General features: G+C 65.2%; 19 protein-coding genes and 1 riboswitch. Of the genes, 8 read left to right on the top strand and 11 right to left on the bottom strand.

Annotated features, from left to right (window positions below):
- Positions 1-16: 16 nt before the first annotated feature.
- The 7 genes from AC50YA_RS11020 to AC50YA_RS11050 all read right to left on the bottom strand — a co-directional run bounded on the left by AC50YA_RS11020 (position 17) and on the right by AC50YA_RS11050 (position 8,909).
- The gene (locus tag AC50YA_RS11020; protein WP_494982326.1) at positions 17-1,093 is read right to left on the bottom strand and encodes a Gfo/Idh/MocA family protein; all 1,077 of its coding nucleotides are present in this window, start codon (positions 1,091-1,093) and stop codon (positions 17-19) included.
- Positions 1,094-1,127: 34 nt separating this feature from the next.
- A complete protein-coding gene (locus AC50YA_RS11025; protein WP_494982327.1) occupies positions 1,128-1,817 on the bottom strand; it encodes an ABC transporter ATP-binding protein in 690 nt (229 codons plus the stop codon).
- Between the two features lie 2 nt (positions 1,818-1,819).
- The gene (locus AC50YA_RS11030; RefSeq protein ID WP_494982328.1) at positions 1,820-3,289 is read right to left on the bottom strand and encodes an ABC transporter permease; all 1,470 of its coding nucleotides are present in this window, start codon (positions 3,287-3,289) and stop codon (positions 1,820-1,822) included.
- 262 nt (positions 3,290-3,551) lie between these two features.
- A complete protein-coding gene (locus AC50YA_RS11035) occupies positions 3,552-4,652 on the bottom strand; it encodes a substrate-binding domain-containing protein (RefSeq protein WP_494982329.1) in 1,101 nt (366 codons plus the stop codon).
- A gap of 48 nt (positions 4,653-4,700) precedes the next feature.
- Positions 4,701-5,984 (bottom strand): multiple monosaccharide ABC transporter permease, encoded by a 1,284-nt coding sequence (gene mmsB, locus AC50YA_RS11040; protein ID WP_494982330.1) that lies wholly within the window; start codon positions 5,982-5,984, stop codon positions 4,701-4,703.
- Positions 5,985-6,031: 47 nt separating this feature from the next.
- Positions 6,032-7,588, bottom strand: a complete 1,557-nt coding sequence (gene mmsA / locus AC50YA_RS11045; RefSeq protein ID WP_494982331.1) for a multiple monosaccharide ABC transporter ATP-binding protein — start codon at positions 7,586-7,588, stop codon at positions 6,032-6,034.
- Between the two features lie 130 nt (positions 7,589-7,718).
- Positions 7,719-8,909, bottom strand: coding sequence for an ROK family transcriptional regulator (locus AC50YA_RS11050; RefSeq protein ID WP_494982332.1), 1,191 nt, complete (start codon positions 8,907-8,909; stop codon positions 7,719-7,721).
- Positions 8,910-9,115: 206 nt separating this feature from the next.
- On the opposite strand from AC50YA_RS11050, the gene AC50YA_RS11055 reads away from it, so the two are divergent.
- Positions 9,116-9,910, top strand: coding sequence for a nitrilase-related carbon-nitrogen hydrolase (locus tag AC50YA_RS11055; protein ID WP_494982333.1), 795 nt, complete (start codon positions 9,116-9,118; stop codon positions 9,908-9,910).
- On the opposite strand, the gene AC50YA_RS11060 is transcribed toward AC50YA_RS11055, so the two are convergent.
- Positions 9,889-11,580 (bottom strand): PucR family transcriptional regulator, encoded by a 1,692-nt coding sequence (locus tag AC50YA_RS11060; RefSeq protein ID WP_494982334.1) that lies wholly within the window; start codon positions 11,578-11,580, stop codon positions 9,889-9,891. The genes AC50YA_RS11055 and AC50YA_RS11060 overlap by 22 nt on opposite strands.
- Before the next feature lie 100 nt (positions 11,581-11,680).
- Here AC50YA_RS11060 and AC50YA_RS11065 point away from each other — a divergent pair, with 100 nt between their 5' ends.
- Entirely contained in the window at positions 11,681-13,219 is a 1,539-nt protein-coding gene (locus tag AC50YA_RS11065; protein ID WP_494982335.1) for an amino acid permease, read from the top strand.
- Entirely contained in the window at positions 13,216-14,910 is a 1,695-nt protein-coding gene (locus tag AC50YA_RS11070) for a flavin monoamine oxidase family protein (protein ID WP_494982336.1), read from the top strand. The genes AC50YA_RS11065 and AC50YA_RS11070 overlap by 4 nt, the downstream gene beginning before the upstream one ends.
- On the opposite strand, the gene AC50YA_RS11075 is transcribed toward AC50YA_RS11070, so the two are convergent.
- From AC50YA_RS11075 to purU, 3 genes are all read right to left on the bottom strand, one after another.
- Positions 14,907-15,425 carry a gamma carbonic anhydrase family protein gene (locus AC50YA_RS11075; protein WP_494982337.1) on the bottom strand — a complete coding sequence of 173 codons (519 nt, stop codon included), beginning with the start codon at positions 15,423-15,425 and terminating at the stop codon, positions 14,907-14,909. The two genes, AC50YA_RS11070 and AC50YA_RS11075, sit on opposite strands and share 4 nt — an antisense overlap.
- A gap of 82 nt (positions 15,426-15,507) precedes the next feature.
- Entirely contained in the window at positions 15,508-16,191 is a 684-nt protein-coding gene (locus AC50YA_RS11080) for a class I SAM-dependent methyltransferase (RefSeq protein ID WP_494982338.1), read from the bottom strand.
- 44 nt (positions 16,192-16,235) lie between these two features.
- Positions 16,236-17,096, bottom strand: coding sequence for a formyltetrahydrofolate deformylase (gene purU, locus AC50YA_RS11085; RefSeq protein ID WP_494982339.1), 861 nt, complete (start codon positions 17,094-17,096; stop codon positions 16,236-16,238).
- A 42-nt stretch (positions 17,097-17,138) separates the two neighbouring features.
- Positions 17,139-17,224, top strand: a riboswitch (ZMP/ZTP riboswitch).
- 129 nt (positions 17,225-17,353) lie between these two features.
- Here purU and glyA point away from each other — a divergent pair.
- The 5 genes from glyA to trpS all read left to right on the top strand — a co-directional run bounded on the left by glyA (position 17,354) and on the right by trpS (position 22,244).
- Complete coding sequence (gene glyA, locus AC50YA_RS11090; RefSeq protein WP_494982340.1) at positions 17,354-18,652, top strand: serine hydroxymethyltransferase; 1,299 nt, start codon at positions 17,354-17,356, stop codon at positions 18,650-18,652.
- Positions 18,653-18,655: 3 nt separating this feature from the next.
- On the top strand, positions 18,656-19,555 hold the full coding sequence (locus AC50YA_RS11095; protein ID WP_494982341.1) for a bifunctional methylenetetrahydrofolate dehydrogenase/methenyltetrahydrofolate cyclohydrolase: 900 nt from the start codon (positions 18,656-18,658) through the stop codon (positions 19,553-19,555).
- A gap of 218 nt (positions 19,556-19,773) precedes the next feature.
- Positions 19,774-20,337, top strand: coding sequence for a hypothetical protein (locus tag AC50YA_RS11100; RefSeq protein WP_494982342.1), 564 nt, complete (start codon positions 19,774-19,776; stop codon positions 20,335-20,337).
- A 10-nt stretch (positions 20,338-20,347) separates the two neighbouring features.
- Positions 20,348-21,181 carry an exodeoxyribonuclease III gene (locus AC50YA_RS11105; protein WP_494982343.1) on the top strand — a complete coding sequence of 278 codons (834 nt, stop codon included), beginning with the start codon at positions 20,348-20,350 and terminating at the stop codon, positions 21,179-21,181.
- Positions 21,182-21,200: 19 nt separating this feature from the next.
- Positions 21,201-22,244, top strand: a complete 1,044-nt coding sequence (trpS, locus tag AC50YA_RS11110; RefSeq protein ID WP_494982344.1) for a tryptophan--tRNA ligase — start codon at positions 21,201-21,203, stop codon at positions 22,242-22,244.
- The last annotated feature ends 4 nt before the right edge of the window (positions 22,245-22,248 follow it).

Consider the following 22,248-nt stretch of genomic DNA (forward strand, 5'->3'; position numbering starts at 1 on the left):
GAGGGGATCCGGTCATTCAGTGGGCATCGTTCGGGTAGCTGACGCCCAGCTGTCCGCGCACTCCGTCAAAGAGCCGCATGGTCTTGATGGAATCCTCCAGCGGCATAACGGGACTCTCGGTGAGACCCTGCTGGATGCAGCGGGTCACCTCGCGCAGTTCGTACGTGTAGCCAATGCCGACGACGTCGAACGTCTCCGTGCGGAGCCCTTCCCGTCCGATGCGGATCACGAGCTCCCGCGGGTTGTTGATGGACCCCACACTCTGGAGATAGCCCAGGCCGCCCGCCACCGTTGCGGTCCTTGGACCGTATGCCAGGAGCGAGGACGTCAGCTGGGCCTGGGCGCCATGGTTGTAGCCGAGCGTCAGGGCGTTCTGGGCGTCCACGCCGTCGTCATTGATAAAGCCTGTGGCACTGACAGTCTGCGGGAACCCCAGCGTACCCACCGCCCACAGCAGCGGGTAGACCGAGATGTCCAGGAGTGCGCCGCCGCCGTCCTGCCTGTCCCACAGCCTGGACGTCGGGGAATACGGCGCGGGAAAACCCAGGTCAGCGGTCACCCAGTGCACATCCCCGAGCTCCCCGGACGCGGCAATCTCGAACGCCCGCTGCATGCCCGGGAGGAAGCGGCTCCACACTGCCTCCATGAGGAAGAGCTTCCGTTCCCGGGCAAGCGCGACGAGTTCGTTCGCTTCCCTGGCATTGATGGTGAACGCCTTTTCGCACAGGACGTGCTTGCCCGCATTGAGCGCAGCGAGCACAATCCGGTGGTGCTGTGCGTGCGGCGTGGCGACGTAGACAACGTCCACCGACTCATCGGCGAGCAGCCGCTGGTAGCCTGGCACGCCGTCGTCGTCCCCGTCCCCGTACGCCTTGGCGAAACCGTAGTCCGTCGCGAAACTCTCCGCGGTGCCCTGTGAGCGGGAACTGACGGCATGGAGCTCGGCGTCGGGAAGCAGCGCCAGGTCCTGCGACACCGATCGCGCGATCCCGCCGGTGGCTATGACGCCCCACCGCAGACGTTTTCCGGTGGCAGACCGGGGATCCTGGTCGGACTGATTGGACAGCCACGGGGTGGCGATGGGCGCGCTCATGGTGCCCATCCTCTCACTCAGACCGGTGCGGGCGTCAGACCAAGGCCCGCGCCGGTTCTTCCGTCAGTCTGCCGTGCTGGAGTCTGAAGCGGCGGTCCGTCTTGTTGGCCAGCGCCTTGTCGTGCGTGACCACGAGGATGGTGGTGTTGTGGTCACGGCTGAGCGAGCTGAGCAGTTCGATGATGTGATCGCCCGTCTGTTCATCAAGGTTGCCGGCGGGCTCGTCCGCGAGGATCAGCTTGGGTTCGTTGGCCAGCGCCCGGGCAATCGCCACACGCTGCTGCTCGCCGCCGGACAGCCGGTTGATGCGCCGCACCTGTTTCTCCGGATCCAGCTGCACCTGCTCCAGAAGGTCCATCGCCCGCTGCCTGCGCTCCGCCCTGCGCACCCCTGCGAACTCCATGGGCAGCATGACGTTGTCCAACGCGGAAAGGTTAGGTATCAGGTTGAACTGCTGGAAAACGAACCCGATATCCCGCCGCCGGTACTCGGTCAGCTTGCCGTCCGGCATCCCCGCCAAGCTCACGCCGTTGACGACGACGTCTCCGCTGGTGGGCTTGTCCAGCGCACCGAGGAGGGACAACAGTGTGCTCTTGCCGCTGCCGCTTTTGCCGACGATGGATGCCAGGGTGCCCTGCTCGAGAACAAAACTGACGTCGTTGACCGGCTTGATGGTGCGGTCACCGGAGTTGAAAGTGCGGACCAGGTTCTTGACTTCAATCATGGCTATTCTCCTCGCAGGACTTCGATGGGACGGATGCGCGCCGTGAGCAGCGCAGGGACCAGCGCGCCGATAATGGCCACGCCGAACACCGCTGCGATGCCGGCGGCGATGACACCGGGGGAGGCGCTGGCGGTGACTGATGTCAGCAGCTGGGAAGCGCCGCCGAGGGGGTTCCCGGAGGGAAGGCCAGCGCCGCCGGGGAAGCCTGCGCCGCCTGGGAATCCAGCACCTCCGGCTATGGCGGCCCCGCGCCCGGTGGTGGTTGCCGCCGTCGTACTCGTGTTGGTGCTGATCAGCGCGGAAGCGATGCCGCCGCTGGCAAAGGACGCGACGGCGGCGCCCACCGCGCTGCCCATGGCCACCAGCACGAGCGCCTCCAGGACGAACTGCAGGCCGATGGTGCGGTTGGGGGTTCCGATCGCCTTCAGGACACCGATTTCCCGGCGGCGCTCGCGGACCAGCATGACCATGATCAGCAGGATGATCAGCCCGGCCGTAGCCAAGGCTGCCACGAAGGCGATGAACGAGATGTTCTTGACGCTGCCGAGCGAGCTGACGGCCGACTCCAGGTTCTGGCCCTGGGTGACGTCGGCCTTGTCCGTGCCGAGTGCGGACTCAAGCGCTGTCTTGGCCGCCTCGAGGTTTTCCATGGAGTTCACGGTGACGATCATCGATGACAGCTCGCCCGGCAGTGCCGCGACGGTCTGCGCCGTGGGCAGGGTCAGGTACAGGGCGTTGTTGCCGAACGTGGTGCCTGAATCGAAGAGGCCTGAGACTGTGAACGTCTGGTCATTGATGGTGAAGGTGGAACCGATGGCCAGGTTGTTCTTCTCGGCCAGAGTGGTTCCCAGGAGGGCGTTGGCGGACTCAGCCGTGTAGTCGCCCAGCCCGGCGCCTTCAGTGATGGTCAGGGCTTTGCCGGTGCTGTCCACTTCGCCGCCGATTCCTGTCGCGGTGATCGGGAGGGAGCGCACCGGCTGCGCGGTGGTGGTTCCCGTGGTGCCGTTCGCGGCCTGGTTCCGGCCACCGAGTGTGCCGGCATCGATGGATGCGGTGAGGCTGGTGGTCAGGGTGGTGGTGTTCTGTCCGCCGGGGGCGCCCTGAGCGCCTTGGCCGCCGCCGGGGCCAGCCTGTGTGCCGACCGCCGTCTGCGCTGCCGTTTCGGCGGCGTTCCGCAGCCGGAGGGAACTGGTTCCGACGACGGAGCTTACGTTGGGGACGGCAGTTGCGGTTGCGGCCTGCTCGGCGGTCAGCGGTTCGCCGCCGCCTTCGAAGCCCTGGCCGCCAGCAGGGTTGACCGTCAGGACGGTTCCGACGGACGCGTTCAGCTCCTGGACTTTGGCTCCGACGGCCTGGTTGGCCACCAGCATGGCCAGTGCAAGTCCGATCGCGACGGCCAGGACTGCCACCACCGCAGCCGTTCGGACCTTGTTTCTGAAGGCATTGCCAACACTCCGGGCAAGGACGCTCACTGTACTCCTAGGATCTGGGGCCGGCGGAAGGCCGGCATCTGCTCCTAGCCTCGCGTCCGGGCCTGTGCAGGACGACGGCCGAAGCTGTGTTTGGGCTGTGAAACCGGGCAGGAAGCGAGAGAGCGTTGGTGAAAGAGTGCAGAATGTGAGAGAGCGTGTGAGACGCGGAATGCCCCGGCTCCCTGTGGGGAGCCGGGGCATTCCGGGTGAACCGGTGGCGACCGGTGGACCGCGCTACTTGGACCGCGCTACTTGGACCGCGTTACTTGGTCAGCGGGCCCAGTACCGGATCGTCCACGTAGGCCGTCTTCACGTTGGCGGCGGTCACGATGACCGGCGGCAGCAGGAAGGCGGGTACGGTCTTCACCGTGTTGTTGTAGGACTTGTCGTCGTTGACCTCAGGTGTCTTGCCTGCCTGGAGATCCTTGACCATGACGATCGCGTGCTCAACGAGCTTGCGGGTGTCCTTGTTGATGGTGGAGTACTGCTCGCCGGCAAGGATGGACTTGACCGATTCCTCCTCGGAGTCCTGGCCGGTGATGACCGGAAGCGGCTTGCCGGCCGCCTTGACGGAGGTGATGACTGCCCGGGCAAGCGTGTCGTTCGGTGACAGGACACCGTCCAGCGACGCCGTGCCGTAGGAACCGGTCAGGAGGGTATCCATCCGGCGCTGGGCGTTCTCTGCCTTCCAGTCCTGCGTGACGGCCTTTTCAAACGTCGTCTGGCCGGAGAGTACCTTCAGCGTGCCGTCGTCGATCTTCGGTTTGAGGACCTTCATGGCGCCGTCGAAGAATACCTTCGCGTTGGCATCATCCGGTGAACCTGCCAGCAGTTCGATGTTGTACGGGCCGGAAGGCTTCTTGGCCTTCATGCCATCCAAGAGGGCCTGGCCCTGGAGCTCGCCCACCTTGAAGTTGTCGTAGGCCACGTAGTAGTCCACGTTTGCGGTGTTCAGCAGGAGGCGGTCGTAGGCGATGATGGTGGCGCCTGCGTCCTTGGCCTGCTGGAGCTGGGTCCCCAGCTGGGAGCCGTCGAGGGCACCCACGATGATCACCTTGGCGCCCTTGGCGATCATGGCGCTGATCTGGTTCTGCTGCTCAGCCACGCCGTTGTTGGCGAACTGGACAGTCGGCTTGAAGCCGGCGCTGGAGAGTCCGTCGTTGAACAGCTTCTCTGCCAGTACCCAGTTTTCGCTGGTCTTCTTGGGAAGCGCGACGCCGATGGCGGAGTCCTGTGCGAAGCCTCCGGTTCCACCGGTGGTGCCGCTGGAGGTGCCGGGTTCGGCCCGTCCGCAGGCCGTCAGCGCCAGTGCCGCGATCGCAGCTATCGCTGCTGCCTTTCCTGCTTTACCAAACATTCGCATTTTTTAGTCCACTTTCTTTTTGGGGTTTAATTCCGGCACCTGAATCGCTCAGGCTTCCCTGGAAATGGTTTCTCTGGTGGATGTGATCTCATCCGCCTGCTGCGGTGTGCCCGGGCCGCTGGACGGACGGTTGAAGTTCTTCATCATCAGCCCGATGATCGAGGCCCTGCCCTGCGACTTGTTGTAGACGTCGATGGCCACGGCCACCAGCAGCACCAGGCCCTTGATCATGGACTGCCAGTCGGCACCGACGCTGAGGAGCTGCAGGCCGTTGTTCAGGACAGCCATAACCAGGCCTCCGACGATGGATCCGATGACGGTGCCCACGCCGCCCGTCACGGCCGCGCCGCCGATGAACACAGCGGCGATGGCGTCCAGTTCCCAGCCCGTACCGTCCGATGGTCCGGCAGAGGTTGAGCGGGCCACGAAAATCATTCCAGCGAGTCCGGCGATGATGGACATGTTCATCATGACCAGGAAGTTGATCTTTTTTGACTTCACACCGGACAGCTCGGCGGCGTGGCGGTTGCCGCCCACGGCGTAGACGTGGCGCCCGACCACCGTCTTGGAAGAGACGAAGCCGTAGATCAGAACCATCACGGCGAGGATCAGGCCGGGGACCGGGAAGGACGTGCCAGGGCGGCCGGTGGCAAAGAGGTAGGTGGCGTAGAGAATGGCCGCGCAGATCAGGACAAGCCTAAGGACACTGACCCACGTTTCCGAGACCTCAGCGCCGAGCGCCCTGGCGGTGCGCCGCCGTCGGACTTCGCTGTAGATCACGAACGCAACGCCGGCAAGACCCAGGAGCAACGTGAGGTTGTTGTACCCGGTGGCAGGCCCGACTTCGGGGAGGTACCCGGCACCGATGTACTGGAACTCCCGCGGAACAGGAATCGAGTTGGACTGGCCAACAAACTGCTGGGCCCCGCGGAAGATCAGCATGCCGGCGAGGGTCACGATGAACGCCGGAATGCCGACGTATGCCGTCCACATTCCTTGCCAGGCCCCGATCAGGGCACCCAGGCCCAGCCCAAGCAGGATCGCAACGAACCAGGGGAGGTGCCAGTCCCGCATGCAGATGGCCACCACCATGCCCACGAAGGCCGCCACGGAACCCACCGACAGGTCAATGTGTCCGGCGATGATGACCAGCACCATGCCGATGGCGAGGATGAGGATGTAGGAGTTGCCGTTGAAGAGGTTGATGACATTGCCCGGGGTGAGCGTGATGCCGCCTGTGAGCCACTGGAAGAGAACTATCAGAGCCACCAAGGCAAAGATCATGCCGAACTGGCGGGTGTCGCCACCGAAGAGTTTCTTGAGCGCGTTCATTGTTTTTCAGTCCTTGTATCTGGAAGGTTCTGGAAGACTCCAGTGGATTAGGCGGCTTTTCGGGCAGAGGTCATGAGCTTCATCAGGCTTTCCTGACTGGCTTCCTCTTTGTCGAGGACGCCAGTGATAGCGCCTTCGAAGATGGTGTAGATGCGGTCCGAGAGTCCCAGCAGTTCAGGCAGCTCGGAGGAAATCACAATGACTCCCTTTCCTTGGTTGGCGAGTTGCTGGATGATGCCGTAGATCTCGTACTTGGCGCCGACGTCGATACCGCGGGTGGGTTCGTCAAGGATCAGCAGTTCCGGGTCAGTGAACATCCATTTGGCCAGGACCACCTTCTGCTGGTTGCCGCCGGAGAGCTTGGCAACCCCCTCCTCAACCGACGGGGCCTTGGTCCGCAGGGACTTCCGGTACTGCTCCGCGACCTCGAACTCCTTGTTGGTGTCCACCACGCTGCGCTTGCTGATCTTCTCGAGGTTGGCCGAGACCGTGGTGGTCTTGATGTCGTCGAGGAGGTTCAGTCCCAACGACTTCCGGTCCTCCGTCACGTAGCCAAGACCGGCGTCGATGGCCTGGTGGACACTCTTGAGTGTCACTTCCTTGCCGTCCACGTAGACCTGGCCTGAGACGAAATGGCCGTAGGACCGGCCGAAGATGGAACGGGCCAGTTCGGTGCGGCCGGCACCCATCAGTCCGGCGAATCCCACAATCTCCCCGCGGCGCACAAAGAAGTTCGAGTTCTTGCAGACCATCCGGTCCTGGATCTGCGGGTGGGCCACGTTCCAGTTCTTGACCTCGAAGAACACGTCGCCGATCTTGGGGGTGTGGTCGGGGAAGCGGGACTCCAGTGCACGGCCCACCATGCCCTTGATGATGCGGTCCTCGTCAACGCCGTCGGCCTTGACATCGAGAGTTTCGATCGACTTGCCATCCCGGATGATGGTGATGGAATCGGCGATCTGCTCGATCTCGTTGAGCTTGTGGGAAATGATGATGGAGGTGATGCCTTTGCCCTTGAGGCCGAGCATCAGGTCCAGGAGGTGCTGGGAATCGGATTCGTTCAACGCTGCGGTTGGCTCGTCCAGAATCAGGATCTTAACCGACTTGTTCAGCGCCTTGGCGATCTCCACGAGCTGCTGCTTGCCGACGCCGATCTCCTTGATGGGGGTGTCCGGGTTTTCGTTGAGTCCCACCCGGGCCAGCAGTTCGGTGGACCGGAGGCGCGCCTCGGCCCAATTGATCACGCCGCGCTTGGTGGGTTCGTTGCCCAGGAAGATGTTCTCCATGATGGAGAGCTCCGGGATCAGGGCCAGCTCCTGGTGGATGATCACGATGCCGGCCGCCTCACTGGCCCGGATGTCCCTGAACTGCTGGACTTCGTTCTGGTACACGATGTCGCCGTCGTAGCTGCCATACGGGTAAACGCCCGAGAGCACCTTCATCAGCGTGGACTTGCCGGCGCCGTTCTCGCCGCAGATGGCGTGGATCTCGCCGGCCTTGACCCGGAGGCTTACTTCCGACAATGCCTTGACGCCGGGAAATTCCTTGGTGATGGAGCGCATCTCCAGGATGACCGGGTCAGTGTGCGTGGTGTGGGACGTCATTTGCCCTTACGCCTCCAATGCATGACTTAGTTGTCCGCCCAGCAAAGCGCAGGGTCGTCTGATGAAAAAGTAAACTGGATCACACCGGTTGTCGTCAAGTCTTTAACGCAATTTCCGGATAACAAAACGGCTACGTACGCCGGATTCCGGCGTGTTGGAACACCAACGCGGCCGCCCCCAGAGCCTCGGCGCGGTCTCCGAGGGACGACATCGTCAGCGTGGTGGTCTCGCCGATCACCGGCACTGCATGCCGGATAAGCCCCCGCCGAATGGGATCGAGCAGCAGGTCACCCAGGCCCGCGAGGGGACCGCCCACCACGATCACTTCAGGGTTGATCAGATTGGCCACATTGCCCAGGGCGCGTCCGACCGCCAGGCCGGCATCGTCCACCACCCTTAGCGTTGCGGAGTCGCGTGCGTGGGCTTTCCGCACGATGTCCGCAGGTGTCAGGGGCGGGTCTTCCCCGCGGCCGAGCAGTTCGATCATGGTGGTGGTGGAGGCAATGGTTTCCAGGCAGCCACGGTTGCCGCAGCGGCAGACGAGCCCGTGCTCATGGATGGTGGCGTGGCCGATTTCGCCGGTAATGCCCACGTTGCCGTAGTAAGGGGCGCCGTTGAGGATCAGGCCCGCGCCGATGCCTGAGCCGATCTTGAGGAACATCAGGTTACTCACGCCCGTATGCGGCCCCCACGTGACCTCGGACCAAGCGCCCAGATTGGCGTCGTTGTCAACAAAGATGGGGATTCTGAGGGTGTCCTCCAGGTGCTGGAGGATGTTGATGCCCACCCATTCCGGGAGGATGGCGCCCTGCGCTACGGTGCCGGTCCGGCGGTCGATGGGGCCCGGAATTCCGACGCCGGCACCCACCACGAGGCTCCGGTCCACCCCACTTTCCTGCAGCAGTTTGTCCAGCAGTGCAACCGCCGCCTGGATGCCTTCCTCGGCTTGGTGGCCGAGTGGCAGCAGGACGGATTCCTCGGCGATCACGTGGTAGCTCAGGGATGCCAGGACCACGCGGAGATGCCGCCGGCCGAAGTCGATTCCCACCGCCACCGCGCCGTTGCTGTTGAGTCTCACGTTGAGCGCCCGGCGGCCGGAACTGGTGATCGGTTCGGTCGACGCCAGGCCCGCGTCCTGCATGATCTTGACGATGTTGGACACCGTAGCGGTGGAGAGCCCGGTCTGGCGCGCAAGCTCGGCCTGCGTGGACGGGCCGCTCATCAGGTTCTCGATGATCCGTTGCTGATTCAGCTGCCGGAGGGCGGACTGGGACCCTGGATTCTTGGGCTTGCTCCTCGTCGAGCGCGGTGTGGCGGACATGAAAAGAAGATTGCCCTACTTTGACGGTTGTAGTCAAGAAGTTAACGCAAGGAGTCTGCCGGGTGGATCAAAATGACGGGACGATCCGTCCGTCTTAAGGCTTTGGCCGGTGCAATTGGCCCGGGACGCCACTGAGGGCCGGTGGCTAGGCTGGAAAAGCGGACACATTCTTCCTGTGGCCGTCCCGATCATGTGAGGTGGTAACGGTGCTGCTGGCCCTGATGCAGGCAAACGCCCGCGTACTCGACGTGGATGCAAACTGCACCGCCCTGGATGCGGCTGCCCGGGCGGCCGCCGGGGAGGGCGCAGCAGTCCTGGTGACCCCTGAACTGTTTCCCGTGGGCTACGCGCCGCTGCGGCTCCGCGCGGAGCTGGACCCTGCCGGGCTTCCCGCCATCCGGGAGGCGCTGTCGGGCATCGCGCGCCGCCACGGGATCGCCCTGGTCTACAGCCTGCCGTCAGTCGCGGACGGGGACAGTTGGCACATCACGTCCACGCTGGTGGACGCCACCGGGGCCGAGCTTCTCAACTACGCCAAGGTGCACCTCTTTGGTGATGACGAACGCGCGGCGTTCAGCCCCGCAGAGGCGGGTCCCGCCGTCGTCGACTTCAACGGCTTCCGGACGTCCATGGTGATCTGCTACGACGTGGAATTTCCGGAAACGGTCAGGGCGGCCGCGCTGGCTGGGGCAGAGCTGCTCCTGGTGCCCACCGCGCTGGCGCACGGCTTCGAAACCGTCCCCCAGGTGCTGCTCCGGGCCCGCGCGCTGGAGAGCCAGCTGACCATCGCCTATGCCAACCACTCCGGAACCGAGGACGGCTGCGAATTCCTCGGCGGCAGCGTCATCGCCGGACCGGATGGTTCGCTGCTGGCCGCGGCGGGACCGGTAGCCGAAATCCTGTACGCCGAGGTGGATTCGGACGCCGCCGGAACAGCCCGTGATGTGGTGCCCTATCTCCGCGAACGCCGCCCGGATCTCTACCGGTCCTGGGGCATCTGAGGCACCCCGTCCTCCGGGCCGTCCACGTACTGCAGTGCAATCCACAGTTCAGCCCGCACCTGGGCGGAACCAAGGTCCATGGCCAGTAGCTCGGCCAGGGCGTTGATCTGGCGCCGCACGCTGTTCCGGTGCATCCCCAGCACTTTTGCCGTGGCATCCCAGTTGCCGTTTTCGCCCAGCCATGACTTCAGGACACTGAGCTGGGAGGTGCGGCGGTCAGGGTCCTGCGCCAGGACCGGTTCCAGCAGCCGGGCGGCTAGCATGGTGCCGGCGCTGCGGCCCAACAGCCCCGCGACTGACCATGTGACGTCATCCACGCGCATGCTTTCGCCGCCCGCCAGGACGCGGGATCGCAGCGACGCCGCGCGCTGGTACGCGGCAGGAAGCCCGGCCATTTCCGTGGGATCGCCCACCACCAGGCGCCAGCCCAGTTCCTCCACCTCATGCAGCAGTGCGTCGTCCACCTTGAATCGGGTGACGGCCGCAAACCCGTAGTCCGTCAGTTCCACCATCTTCGTATCAAACAGCCTGCGCCACTGCAGCAGCTCCCTGACCGGGCCATCGGCCGATGCGGGCGCCGACGCGTCCGCCCGGACGCCCTGAACCACCCGGAGGGGGCCGGAGCGGGTACCTGAAACGCTCTGCGCCAGGAGGTCCCTGAGGACGTTCAGCTGCCGGGTTGAGCCGACGGCCAGGGTGTCCGGGTGGAGCAGGAGGGCCGTTGCCAGCTGGCTGGGGGCGAGCGAGCCGCTGGTGCGCTGGCGCACCAGCAGTTCCAGCAGCCCCACTACCGCGGACACCACGCTGTTCTGCGCCGGGGTAAGGGGCTTGTCCGTGCCCAGGATGAGGGCTCCGAGGGTGGCGTCCTTGGTGCTCCGGAGGGGATGGCCGAACACCAGCGCCGAACCGTCCGTCGGAAATGAATCCGTCTCGATCCGCGGGCCATTGCCGGCCAGCAGCCGCTTCAGCATGGGTTGCAGGGCAGAAAGCTCGACGGCGGCGGCAGGTGTGGTGCCCCCGGTCCCGGCTGCTGCCGCGCGGGCTCGCACCCGGCCGTCGGCCCCGAAAAGCTGGGCCCATGCCGGGACCCGCTGTGCCAGCGCGGACAGGAGTTCGTGCTCGGGCCTGGCCGACAGTACGGCGCGCATCAGTTGCCGGTTGGTGTCCGCTAGTTGACGGAAGACCCGGGCGTTGCCGGATTCCAAGAGCTGGGAGAACTCCAGGCCAATGGCGGCGAAAGGCACGCTGCTGGGGATCTGCACCAGGGTGAGCTGATGCGTTCGGCACGCCGACAGTACGTGGTCCGGGACAGCATCGAAGTAGGGCTCCAGGCCAAATCCCAAGGCCGCGACGCCGGCGCCGACCAGCCGCCGGACGTAACCTTCCGCCCGCTCCTTCGTTCCGCCGTCGTCCAGGAACGGCAGTCCCGCCGTGAGGACGAACTCCCCGTCCAGCAGGTAGGGCGTGGGATCCTCCAGTTCGCTGGGCTCCACCCAGCGCAGTGGTGCGCCGGCGTTGCCGGCGTCGTGCAGGACGGTGAGGTCCAGGGGGAGTGCTGCCAGAAACCGGCCCAGGGTTACGGCGTCGAGGTGCTCCGCGGTGTCAGGTTGCACGGAGGGACCCCCGGCCGGGGTGTTCAGCACTGCCGTGCTTGGTGCATTACGTCTCATGATTGAAAACTATAGGTCACTTTGCACATCCCTGAGATGCGGCTCACACGCCTACGCTGGGTGGGGGAAACCGACAACTACTCACGAACGGACGTCAACGATGACTGTGCCAACACTCTCCGGACCTGCCACGGACCGGACTGCCGGCCGTCCCGGGCTGGGCGCGCAACTACTGCGCCGGAAGCCGATCGGACAGATGGTCAGCGAAGCGGAAAGCGGCCACGGCGGACCGAAAATGGTCCGCAGCTTCGGGGTAATGCAGCTGACCATGATCAGCGTCGGCGCCACCCTGGGAACAGGCATCCTGGTGATCCTCGGCGAATCCGTTCCGCTGGCCGGGCCCGCCATCTGGATCTCCTTCGCCATCGCCGGGTTCGCCGCGCTCCTGTCCGCAGTGTCCTATGCGGAAATGGCCGGCATGGTCCCCGTCGCCGGTTCCAGTTATTCCTACACCTACGCCACCATGGGCGAAGGCATGGCCTGGATCTGCGGCTGGTGCCTGGTCCTTGAGTACGCCGTCTCGGTCGCGGCCGTTGCCGTCGGGGCGGGCCAGTACGTGAACGAGGCCCTGGCCGTGTTCGGGCAGGTCCTGCCCGATTCGGTCTCCCAGCCCCCGGGCGACGGCGGACTGGTCAACATCCCGGCCATGCTCATCGTGGTGCTGGCAACCATCCTGCTGGTCCGCGGCGCCAAGGAAAGCGCCTGGATCAACACGTCCATCGTCGTGATCAAGGTGGGTATCCTGCTCTTCTTCTGCGCCGTGGCCTTCACCGCCTTCAACGCAGGCAACTTTGAACCGCTCCTGCCCATGGGCGCCGCCGGGGTTTCCGCTGCCGCGTCCCGGGTGTTCTTCTCCTACATTGGCTTCGACGCCGCCTCCACCGCCGGCGAGGAGGCCCGCAACCCCAAGCGCGACCTGCCCCGCGCCATCATGCTCTCCATGGTCATCGTCACCACCATCTACGTCCTGGTTGCCGTCGCTGCCATCGGCGCCCGCCCGTGGGGGTGGTTCGACGGTACCGAAGCCGCCCTGGTGAAGATCCTTGAGGAAACCACCGGCCAGCCGTGGATCGCCCTCGTCTTCGCCATCGGCGCAGTCCTGGCCATCGCCAGCATTGTGCTGACTGTCCTCTACGGTCAGACCCGCATCCTGCTCTCCATGTCCCGCGACGGCCTCATCCCGAAGATCTTCGGCCGCGTCTCCCGCCGGACCGGCACCCCCGCGGCCGGCACCCTCCTGGTGGGCACCGCCGTCGCCCTCACCGCCGGGCTGGTCCCGCTCGGTGCCCTGGCCGACGCCACCAGCATCGGAACCCTGTTCGCCTTCGCGCTGGTCAACGTGGCCGTGATCTACCTGCGCCGCACCCGGCCCGAACTGGAGCGCACGTTCCGTGTTCCGTTCTTCCCCCTGACCCCGATCCTCGGCGCCCTGATGTGCGCCTACCTCATGGCCAACCTCGGTGCCGACACTTGGGTGACCTTCGGAATCTGGATGCTGGTGGGCGTGGCCGCCTACTTCGGCTACGGGCGCCGGAACTCCAGGGTAGCGGCGCTGAGCCATGAGGAATACCGTGAACTGAGCAGGCCGGAATCTTCAACGCTGTCCACCCCCGAACCAACGAAGGCAGAGCTTTCATGACCGTCGCCACCGAACTCCCGGCTTCTGACCCATCCAGCACCCAGGCTGGCCCCATCACCATGCTGAACCCCGATTTTCCGTTCAGCTACGACCACTACCTCGCCCACCCGGCAGGGCTCGGTGCAGTTCCGCCGGAGCTCTACGGCACCGAGGTGGCAGTTGTAGGGGCGGGCCTTTCGGGCCTTGTCACGGCCTACGAACTGATGAAGCTGGGCCTGCGCCCCGTCATCTATGAAGCAGACCAGATCGGCGGCCGCCTGCGCACCGCCAGCTTCCCGTCCGCTCCCGGCGTTGTGGCCGACCTGGGCGGCATGCGGTTCCCCGTGTCCGGCAGGGCTTTCTACCACTACGTGGACCTGCTGGGGCTGGACACCCAGGAATTCCCCAACCCGTTGGCACCCGTCACCTCGAGCACCGTGATCGAACTGGCCGGCCAGAAGCACTACGCCGAGACCGCCCAGGACCTGCCGCCGTTCTTCCGCGAGGTGGCGGACGCCTGGAAGGCCGCCGTGAACGACGGCGCGAAGTTCGTCGAAATGCAGGAGGCCATCCGGGCCCGGGACACCGGCCGGATCAAGGACCTCTGGAACGAGTTGCTGCCGCTCATGGACGAGCAGACCTTCTATGGGTTCATTGCCGGGAGCGAGTCATTCAAGGAAGCCGGCTTTGCGCACCGCGAGGCCTTTGGCCAGGTGGGCTTCGGCACCGGCGGCTGGGACACCGACTTCCCCAACTCCATCCTGGAAATCCTCCGTGTGGTCTACACCGACGCCGATGACCAGCACCGGCTCATCAGCGGGGGAGCGCAGCGGCTGCCCGAGGCACTGTGGCAGCACGCGCCGTCGGGCATGGCGCACTGGCCAGACGGAACGTCCCTGGCGTCGCTCCACTCCGGCTCGCCCCGCGGGGCTGTGGGCAAGATCAGCCGCGATCCCGACGGCGACCTCCGGATCCGGGAGCGCTGGGGCCGCGAGGCCAGCTACCCTGCCGTGGTTACCACGTGCCAGTCGTGGCTGCTGTCCACGCGAATCCACACTGAGGAAGCACTGTTCCCGGCAGAACTGTGGACTGCGATCGAGCGCTCACACTATATGCAGTCGTCCAAGACGTTTGTGATGGTGGACCGGCCGTTCTGGAAGGACATCGATCCGGACACCGGCCGTGAGGTCCTGTCTATGACCCTGACGGACCGGCTGAACAGGGCCACGTACCTCCTGGATGACGGCCCGGACAAACCCGCCGTGATCCTGCTGTCCTACACGTGGAACGATGACGCGCTCAAATGGCTGTCGCTGGACGCCGACGAACGCGTTGAGCTGATGCTGCACTCGCTCGAGCAGATTTACCCGAGCGTGGACATCGCCAGCCACATCGTGGGCCAGCCCATCACGGTGTCCTGGGAAGCGGACCCCAACTTCATGGGGGCCTTCAAGGCGAACCTGCCGGGGCATTACCGCTACCAGCAGCGGCTCTTTACGCACTTCAAGCAGGACAAGCTGCCCGAATCCCAGCGCGGGATCTTCCTCGCCGGTGACGACGTGTCCTTCACAGCGGGCTGGGCCGAAGGCGCCGTGACCACGGGCCTGAACGCCGTGTGGGGCGTGGTGAACCACCTGGGCGGGAAGTCGGCGCCGGACAACCCCGGTCCGGGCGAACTCCTGGACGCCATCGGGCCTATCCCACTGGACTAGCCGTGCAGCTCCCGGTGCGCCCGGGCCAGTTCGACGTAGCGGGCGGCGTTCTGCTTGACGCCGTCGAACTCCTCGTCGGTGAGTTCCCGCCGTACCTTGGCGGGGACCCCGGCCACGAGTGACCGGGGCGGCACTACCATGCCTTCCAGGACCACGGCACCGGCGGCCACGAGCGAGCCGGTACCTATCACGGCGCCGTTCAGCACGGTGGCCCCCATGCCGATCAGGCAGTCGTCCTCCACGGTGCAGCCATGGACGACGGCGGCGTGCCCCACGCTGACTCCTGCCCCGACAGTGCAGGGGAAGCCCGGATCGGCGTGCAGGACCACGTTGTCCTGCAGGTTGCTGCCGGCGCCGACGCTGATGGCCGCCGTGTCTGCCCGGACCGAAACACCATAAAAGGCGCTCGAATCCTCCGCGAGCGTAGCCTTGCCGATGATTGACGCCGTGGGGGCGACGAAGGCGGATTCGTGGACAGCCGGAGTGTTGCCGGCGAAAGTGTGAAGAGGAGCCATGGGCCAAGCCTAGGACATCCGCCCGCCCAACTGAGTAGCGCTAACTGGCGTTATGAGCCTTCAGAACGACAGTTAGCGCTACTTACTTGGGGGAGGCGGGGGTGCGGAGGATCAGGAACTGGTAGTGCTGCATCCAGTTCCCGGCGCCCGGCCCGGATTCCTCGCCGGTGCCTTCCGGCCAAGTGACAAAGTCCTCGATGGCACCGCGCCGGCCAAAGACCTGCCGCACCGTCGCGTCGCTTCGCCGGCTGAAGAACCGGCGGGGCTCGACGTCGTCCTCGGGGTTCAGGACCTCGACATCCTCACCGGACCAGAGGCCGACGGCGATGGGCGCGTTGGGTGCCGTGACGCGCACCAGTTCGCGCAGGACGCCGTCGATATCAGTGGCGGGGACGTGCAGCAGCGTGCTCATGGTCCAGACGGCCGGAAAGGTTCCGTCCGCGAAGGGCAGTTGCCGGGCGCTGGCCACGGAAACGTCGAGGCCCTTCGCCAGGGACGCGTGGACGTGCTCTTCAGAGAGGTCAACGCCTGTGTAGTGAATGCCGGCCCGGAGGAACTGCAGGCCATCGAGCCCCGTGCCCGAGCCGATCTCCAGGACGTTGTGGCGGCGCTCGGACTTAAGCAGCGAAATGAACCGCTGACACTGTTCCACTCGCCGGGGCGCCAGCGGATGGTCCCAGCCGGACGCGGCGCGGCGGTTGTAGAACTCGGCGAGACGCTGCTCGTTGCCGGGTTCCTCCACTACATCCTCAGGTGCCGCGTCCATGGTGGTCGCTTTCCGTCGCTGCTAGTCGGTTAGTTAAAGGCCAATTAGTTAAAGACCACTGTCCGGTTGCCGTCCAGCAGCACACGGTGTTCGGCATGCCATTGGACGGCCTGAGTCAAAGTGCGGCCTTCCACGTCCCGGCCCATCTGCACGAACTGTTCCGGAGTGCGGGCGTGGTCCACGCGGATGACTTCCTGCTCGATGATGGGCCCTTCGTCCAGGGCGGCGGTGACGTAGTGGGCAGTGGCGCCGATCAGCTTGACGCCGCGGGCGTGGGCCTGGTGGTAGGGCTTGGCGCCCTTGAAGGACGGGAGGAACGAGTGGTGGATGTTGATGGCCTTGCCGGTGAGCTCCGCACAAAGGTCATCCGAAATGATCTGCATGTAGCGGGCCAGGACGGTCAGCTCGATATCGTGCTCGGCCATGAGGGCGCGCAGCTTGTCCTCGGCCCGGGCCTTGGTGTCCTGGGTGACGGGGATGTGGTGGAACGGGATGCCGTAGAACTCGGCCAGGCCGGCAAGGTCACGGTGGTTGGAGACGATGGCGGGGATCTCGATGGGCAGGGTGCCTGAGCGCTGCTGGAACAGGATGTCGTTGAGGCAGTGCGCGGACGTGCTGGCCATCAGCAGAGTACGCACCTTTTGGCCCACGGGGTTGAGGCTCCACTGCATGCCGAAGGAATGCACCACCGGCTCAAGGGAGGCCTGGAGCTCTGCCCGGGAGGCCGTCGTCGTCGCTTCCACCCGCATAAAGAAGTTGCCGGTTGCGGGGCTGCCGTACTGCTGCGAGTCCAAAATATTACAGCCGGCCACCAGCAGTGCTCCGGCCACGGCGTGGACAATTCCGGGGCGGTCCGGGCAGGACAGTGTCAATACGTAAGCTCGGTTCAGCTGCTCTTCAGTCACGACTACAAGCCTACCCGCGCGGTACGCCCGCGTTTGGTAGTCTGGTGGGGTCGCAACTGGCGTTGGGTGGCTAACCACCAGGGAGCGGCAATCACGAAGACCACGGATCGTACGCCTGGGCCGAGGGTCATGTCTTACCGGAGCTGCACCCTTTTAGGATGCGGCTCACTTTCACGCCCTGTCATCAAGGGGCGGTGATGTGCTCCAGCCGGTAGCCTGACCTTAGCAGTGCCCGTATCCCTAACCAGGAGTTTTTCGTGACTACTACCGCCACCACAACAGCCGCCGTCAGCAACCAGTCGCTGGCCGAGCTTGACCCCGAAATCGCAGCAGTCCTCGACCAGGAACTTGGCCGCCAGCGCGGCACCCTGGAAATGATCGCCTCCGAAAACTTCGCCCCGCGCGCCGTGATGGAAGCCCAGGGCTCTGTCCTGACCAACAAGTACGCCGAGGGTTACCCGGGCCGCCGCTACTACGGTGGCTGCGAATACGTTGATATCGCGGAGCAGTTGGCCATCGACCGCGTCAAGGCACTGTTCGGTGCCGAATACGCCAACGTCCAGCCGCACTCCGGTGCCCAGGCCAACGCCGCAGCACTGTCCGCCATGATCACCCCTGGTGACAAGATCCTGGGCCTGTCCCTGTCCCACGGCGGCCACCTGACCCACGGCATGAAGCTCAACTTCTCCGGCAAGCTCTACAACGTGGCTGCCTACCAGGTGGAGCCGGACAACTTCCGCGTGGACATGGACAAGCTGCGCGAGCAGGCCATCGCCGAGAAGCCCCAGGTCATCATCGCCGGCTGGTCCGCCTACCCGCGCCACCTGGACTTCGCAGCCTTCCGCTCCATCGCCGATGAAGTGGGCGCGCTGCTCTGGACCGACATGGCGCACTTCGCCGGACTGGTTGCTGCGGGCCTGCACCCGAGCCCGGTGCCGTACTCCGATGTCGTCACCTCCACCGTGCACAAGACCCTCGCCGGGCCGCGCTCCGGTGTGATCCTGGCCAAGCAGGAGTGGGCCAAGAAGATCAACTCCAACGTCTTCCCGGGCCAGCAGGGCGGACCGCTCATGCACGTTATCGCGGCCAAGGCCGTGGCCTTCAAGATCGCCGGCACCGAGGAATTCAAGGAGCGCCAGGAGCGCGTCCTCGAAGGCGCCAAGATCATTGCGGACCGCCTCAACCAGGCCGACGTCGCCGAAGCCGGTGTCTCCGTCCTGACCGGCGGCACCGACGTGCACCTGGTCCTGGTGGACCTGCGCAACTCCCAGCTGGACGGCCAGCAGGCCGAGGACCTCCTGCACTCCGTGGGCATCACTGTGAACCGCAATGCTGTTCCGTTCGACCCCCGCCCGCCGATGGTCACCTCCGGCCTGCGCATCGGCACCCCGGCGCTGGCCACCCGCGGCTTCGGCGCCGAGGAGTTCACCGAGGTCGCGGAGATCATCGCTACCGCCCTGAAGGCCGGCTCCGCCACGGACGTTGACGCCCTGCAGTCCCGTGTGGACAAGCTCGCCGCCGATTTCCCGCTGTACCCGCAGCACGAGCAGTGGTAGTCCATGACCACTGAGACTGGAACTGCACAGATTCTTGACGGCAAGGCTACCGCCGCTGCCATCAAGGCCGAGCTGACCGTACGCGTGGCCGCACTCAAGGCCAAGGGCGTCATCCCCGGGCTGGGCACCGTTTTGGTGGGTTCCGACCCCGGGAGCACCTGGTATGTGGGCGGCAAGCACAAGGACTGCGCGGAGGTGGGCATCACGTCCATCCGCCGCGACCTGCCCGAGGAAACCACGCAGGACGAACTCCTCGCCGTGGTCCGTGAGCTGAACGGGAACCCGGAATGCACCGGCTACATCGTGCAGCTTCCTTTGCCCAAGCACATCAACCAGGACGTCATCCTGGAGGCCATGGATCCGGACAAGGACGCCGACGGCCTGCACCCGATGAACCTGGGCCGCCTGGTGGCCAACGTCAGCGGACCCATGACCTCGCCGCTGCCATGCACGCCCAAGGGCTGTGTGGAGCTGCTCACCCGGCACGGAATCAGCCTCAAAGGCAAGCGCGTCTTGGTGGTGGGCCGAGGGGTGACCATCGGCCGTCCCGTGGGGCTGCTGCTGACCCGCAAGGACGTCAACGCCACGGTCATTCTGGCGCACACCGGCACTGTGGACCTGGCCGCCGAACTCCGCCAGGCCGACGTCGTGATCGCCGCTGCCGGGCAGCCGCACATGATCAAGGCGGCGGACCTCAAGCCGGGCGCAATAGTGCTCGACGTCGGCGTGAGCCGCGTGGACGACGGTAACGGCAAGGCGGTGGTCACCGGAGACGTGGACCCCGCTGCTGCAGACGTCGCCGCGTGGATCTCCCCCAACCCCGGCGGTGTGGGTCCCATGACCCGGGCCATGCTGCTGGCCAACGTGGTGGAAACCGCGGAACGCAAGGCCGGCATCGTTTAGCACCAAGGCAAGACAGCAACGCCCGACGGCGGTCCGCACCTTCTCACGGAAGGCGCGGGCCGCCGTCAGGCGTTAACCGTGCCCAGCCCAACTAGGTAGCAGTAACTGTCGTTATGAGCGCTCAAAACGACAGATAGCGCTACCTACATGGGGGATTATGGTGTTCGCCGGGGGAAGAAGGTGCCTTGGTGCGCCGCGGCGTTTGAGACAATGAACCCATGCGATCTCTGGGTAACCCTCAATCTCCGTCCGGCCGGTCCAAGAGCGGCTTCTCCATGCTCCGGATCAGCGGCCCGGGAATGATGGTTTTTGTCATTGCCTTCCTCGTTGCCGTGATCTTTGCCGCCAACCAGAACGACGTCGTGGGCTGGGTTGTCGCCATCATCGCCGCGTTCTGGCTGGCGCTCGCAGCCTTTGTGGTGTTCAGCATCCAGAAGGCCGCCAAAAAAGCCGGCGCCAAGCTGACCGAGGCCCACAACGCCTTCAACAGTGCAGCCGGCCGCGCGCCGTCGTCGTCCTCGGCCGGCCATGGCGGCACCCGGGTGGTGTACGAACGCACCGAGGCGGACGAGGTCCGCGACCTCAAGCTGGACCACTCCTTCAAGATCGTCCAGGTGCAGATCCAGGTGGTGGAGAAGGAACGCGCCAAGGGTGAGGCAGCCGACCAGGACACGATCCGCCGCGCACTGGAGACCATCGAGATCACCGCCACGAACGCCCGCGACATGATCCGCGCCGGCGGCGGCACCGGGGACCCGGTCAGCGGAACCATCATCGACTAGAGTAGTGCGGGTGATCTCGGCATTGAAGAAGGACCACCTTCGCATCGCATCAGTCAACGTCAACGGCCTCCGGGCTGCCTACAAGAACGGTATGGCGGCATGGCTGGAGCCCCGCGAGGTGGACATTCTCTGCCTCCAGGAAGTCCGGGCGCCTGACGCGATTGTGCGCCAGCTGCTCGGTGATGGCTGGCACATCCTGCACGCCGAAGCCGAGGCCAAAGGCCGCGCCGGCGTCGCCATTGCCTCCCGTGACGAACCGCTGGACACCCGCAACGGCATCGGCGACGACTATTTCGCCACCGCCGGCCGCTGGGTTGAGGCTGATTTCAGGGTGACCGACGCCGCGGGGAACCCCGCGCAGCTGACCGTCGCCAGCGCCTACGTGCACTCCGGCGAAGTGGGAACCCCGAAGCAGGTGGACAAATACCGGTTCCTGGACGTCATGACCACCAGGCTGCCGGAACTCACCAAGCACAGCGACCACGCACTCGTGGTGGGCGACCTGAACGTGGGCCACGCCGAGCGGGACATCAGGAACTGGAAAGGCAACGTCAAGAAGGCCGGCTTCCTGCCTGACGAGCGTGCCTATTTTGACCGCTTCTTCGGCGAGGACATCGGTTGGAAGGATGTTCACCGGGGCCTTGCGGGCGACGTCGACGGTCCCTACACGTGGTGGTCGCAGCGTGGCCAGGCGTTCGATAACGACACCGGCTGGCGCATTGATTACCACATGGCCACCCCGGCCCTCGCCTCCGCCGCATTCTCGGCAGTGGTTGATCGGGCGCCCTCGTGGGACACCCGCTTCTCTGACCATGCCCCGCTGGTAGTGGACTACCGGCTCTAAGCCCCGAAGGTTTTTCCCCATGACTAGCCAGACTTCCCCGGTGACCAAAAAACGCATCCTCTCAGGCGCCAAGCCCACAGCGGACTCCCTGCACCTGGGCAACTACATTGGCGCTGTCCGCAACTGGGTGGACATGCAGGCCGAATATGATGCCGTCTTCTTCATCCCGGACCTGCACGCCATCACCGTGGACTTCGATCCCGCCGAACTTGCCAAGCGCACACGGGTGGTTGCCGCGCAGTACATTGCCGCGGGCATCGACCCGGACAAAAGCATCTTCTTTGTGCAGTCCCATGTCCCCGAGCACGCCCAGCTGGCCTGGGCCCTGAACTGCATCACCGGCTTCGGCGAAGCGTCCCGGATGACGCAGTTCAAGGACAAGACGCAGAAGTCCGGCGCAGACGCCGCAACACTTGGCCTGTTCGCCTACCCAACGCTCATGGCAGCTGACATCCTGCTGTACCAGACGGACCTCGTGCCGGTGGGCGAGGACCAGCGGCAGCACCTGGAGCTCACCCGGAACCTGGCCCAGCGCTTCAACACCCGCTACGGCCACACGTTCACAGTGCCGGAAGCTACCATCCTCAAGGCCAGCGCTAAGATCTACGACCTGCAGAACCCCAGCGCCAAGATGTCCAAGACCGGGGAGTCGCCCAACGGTTCCATCCAGCTGCTGGAGGACCCCAAGCTCGCTGCGAAGCGCATCAAGTCCGCTGTCACTGACACCGGATCCGAGGTCCGGTTCGATGCCGAAGCCAAGCCCGGGATCTCCAACCTCCTCACCATCTACTCCACGCTGACCGGGAAGTCCATCGCTGAGCTGGAGGCGGAGTACGAGGGCAAAATGTACGGCCACCTGAAAGTGGACCTTGCGGAGGTCATGGTGGACTTCATCACTCCGCTGCGGAACCGCACCAATGAACTGATGGCTGACCCGGCCGAGCTGGACCGGCTCCTGGCCCAGGGCGCTGAACGGGCCAGGGAGATCGCCGCAGTGACCCTTGGCCAGGTCTATGAGCGCATGGGCTTCCTGCCGTCCCTCAGCCTCGCAGGAGTCCGCTAGCTCG

Source organism: Pseudarthrobacter sp. RHLT3-21, assembly GCF_059383495.1.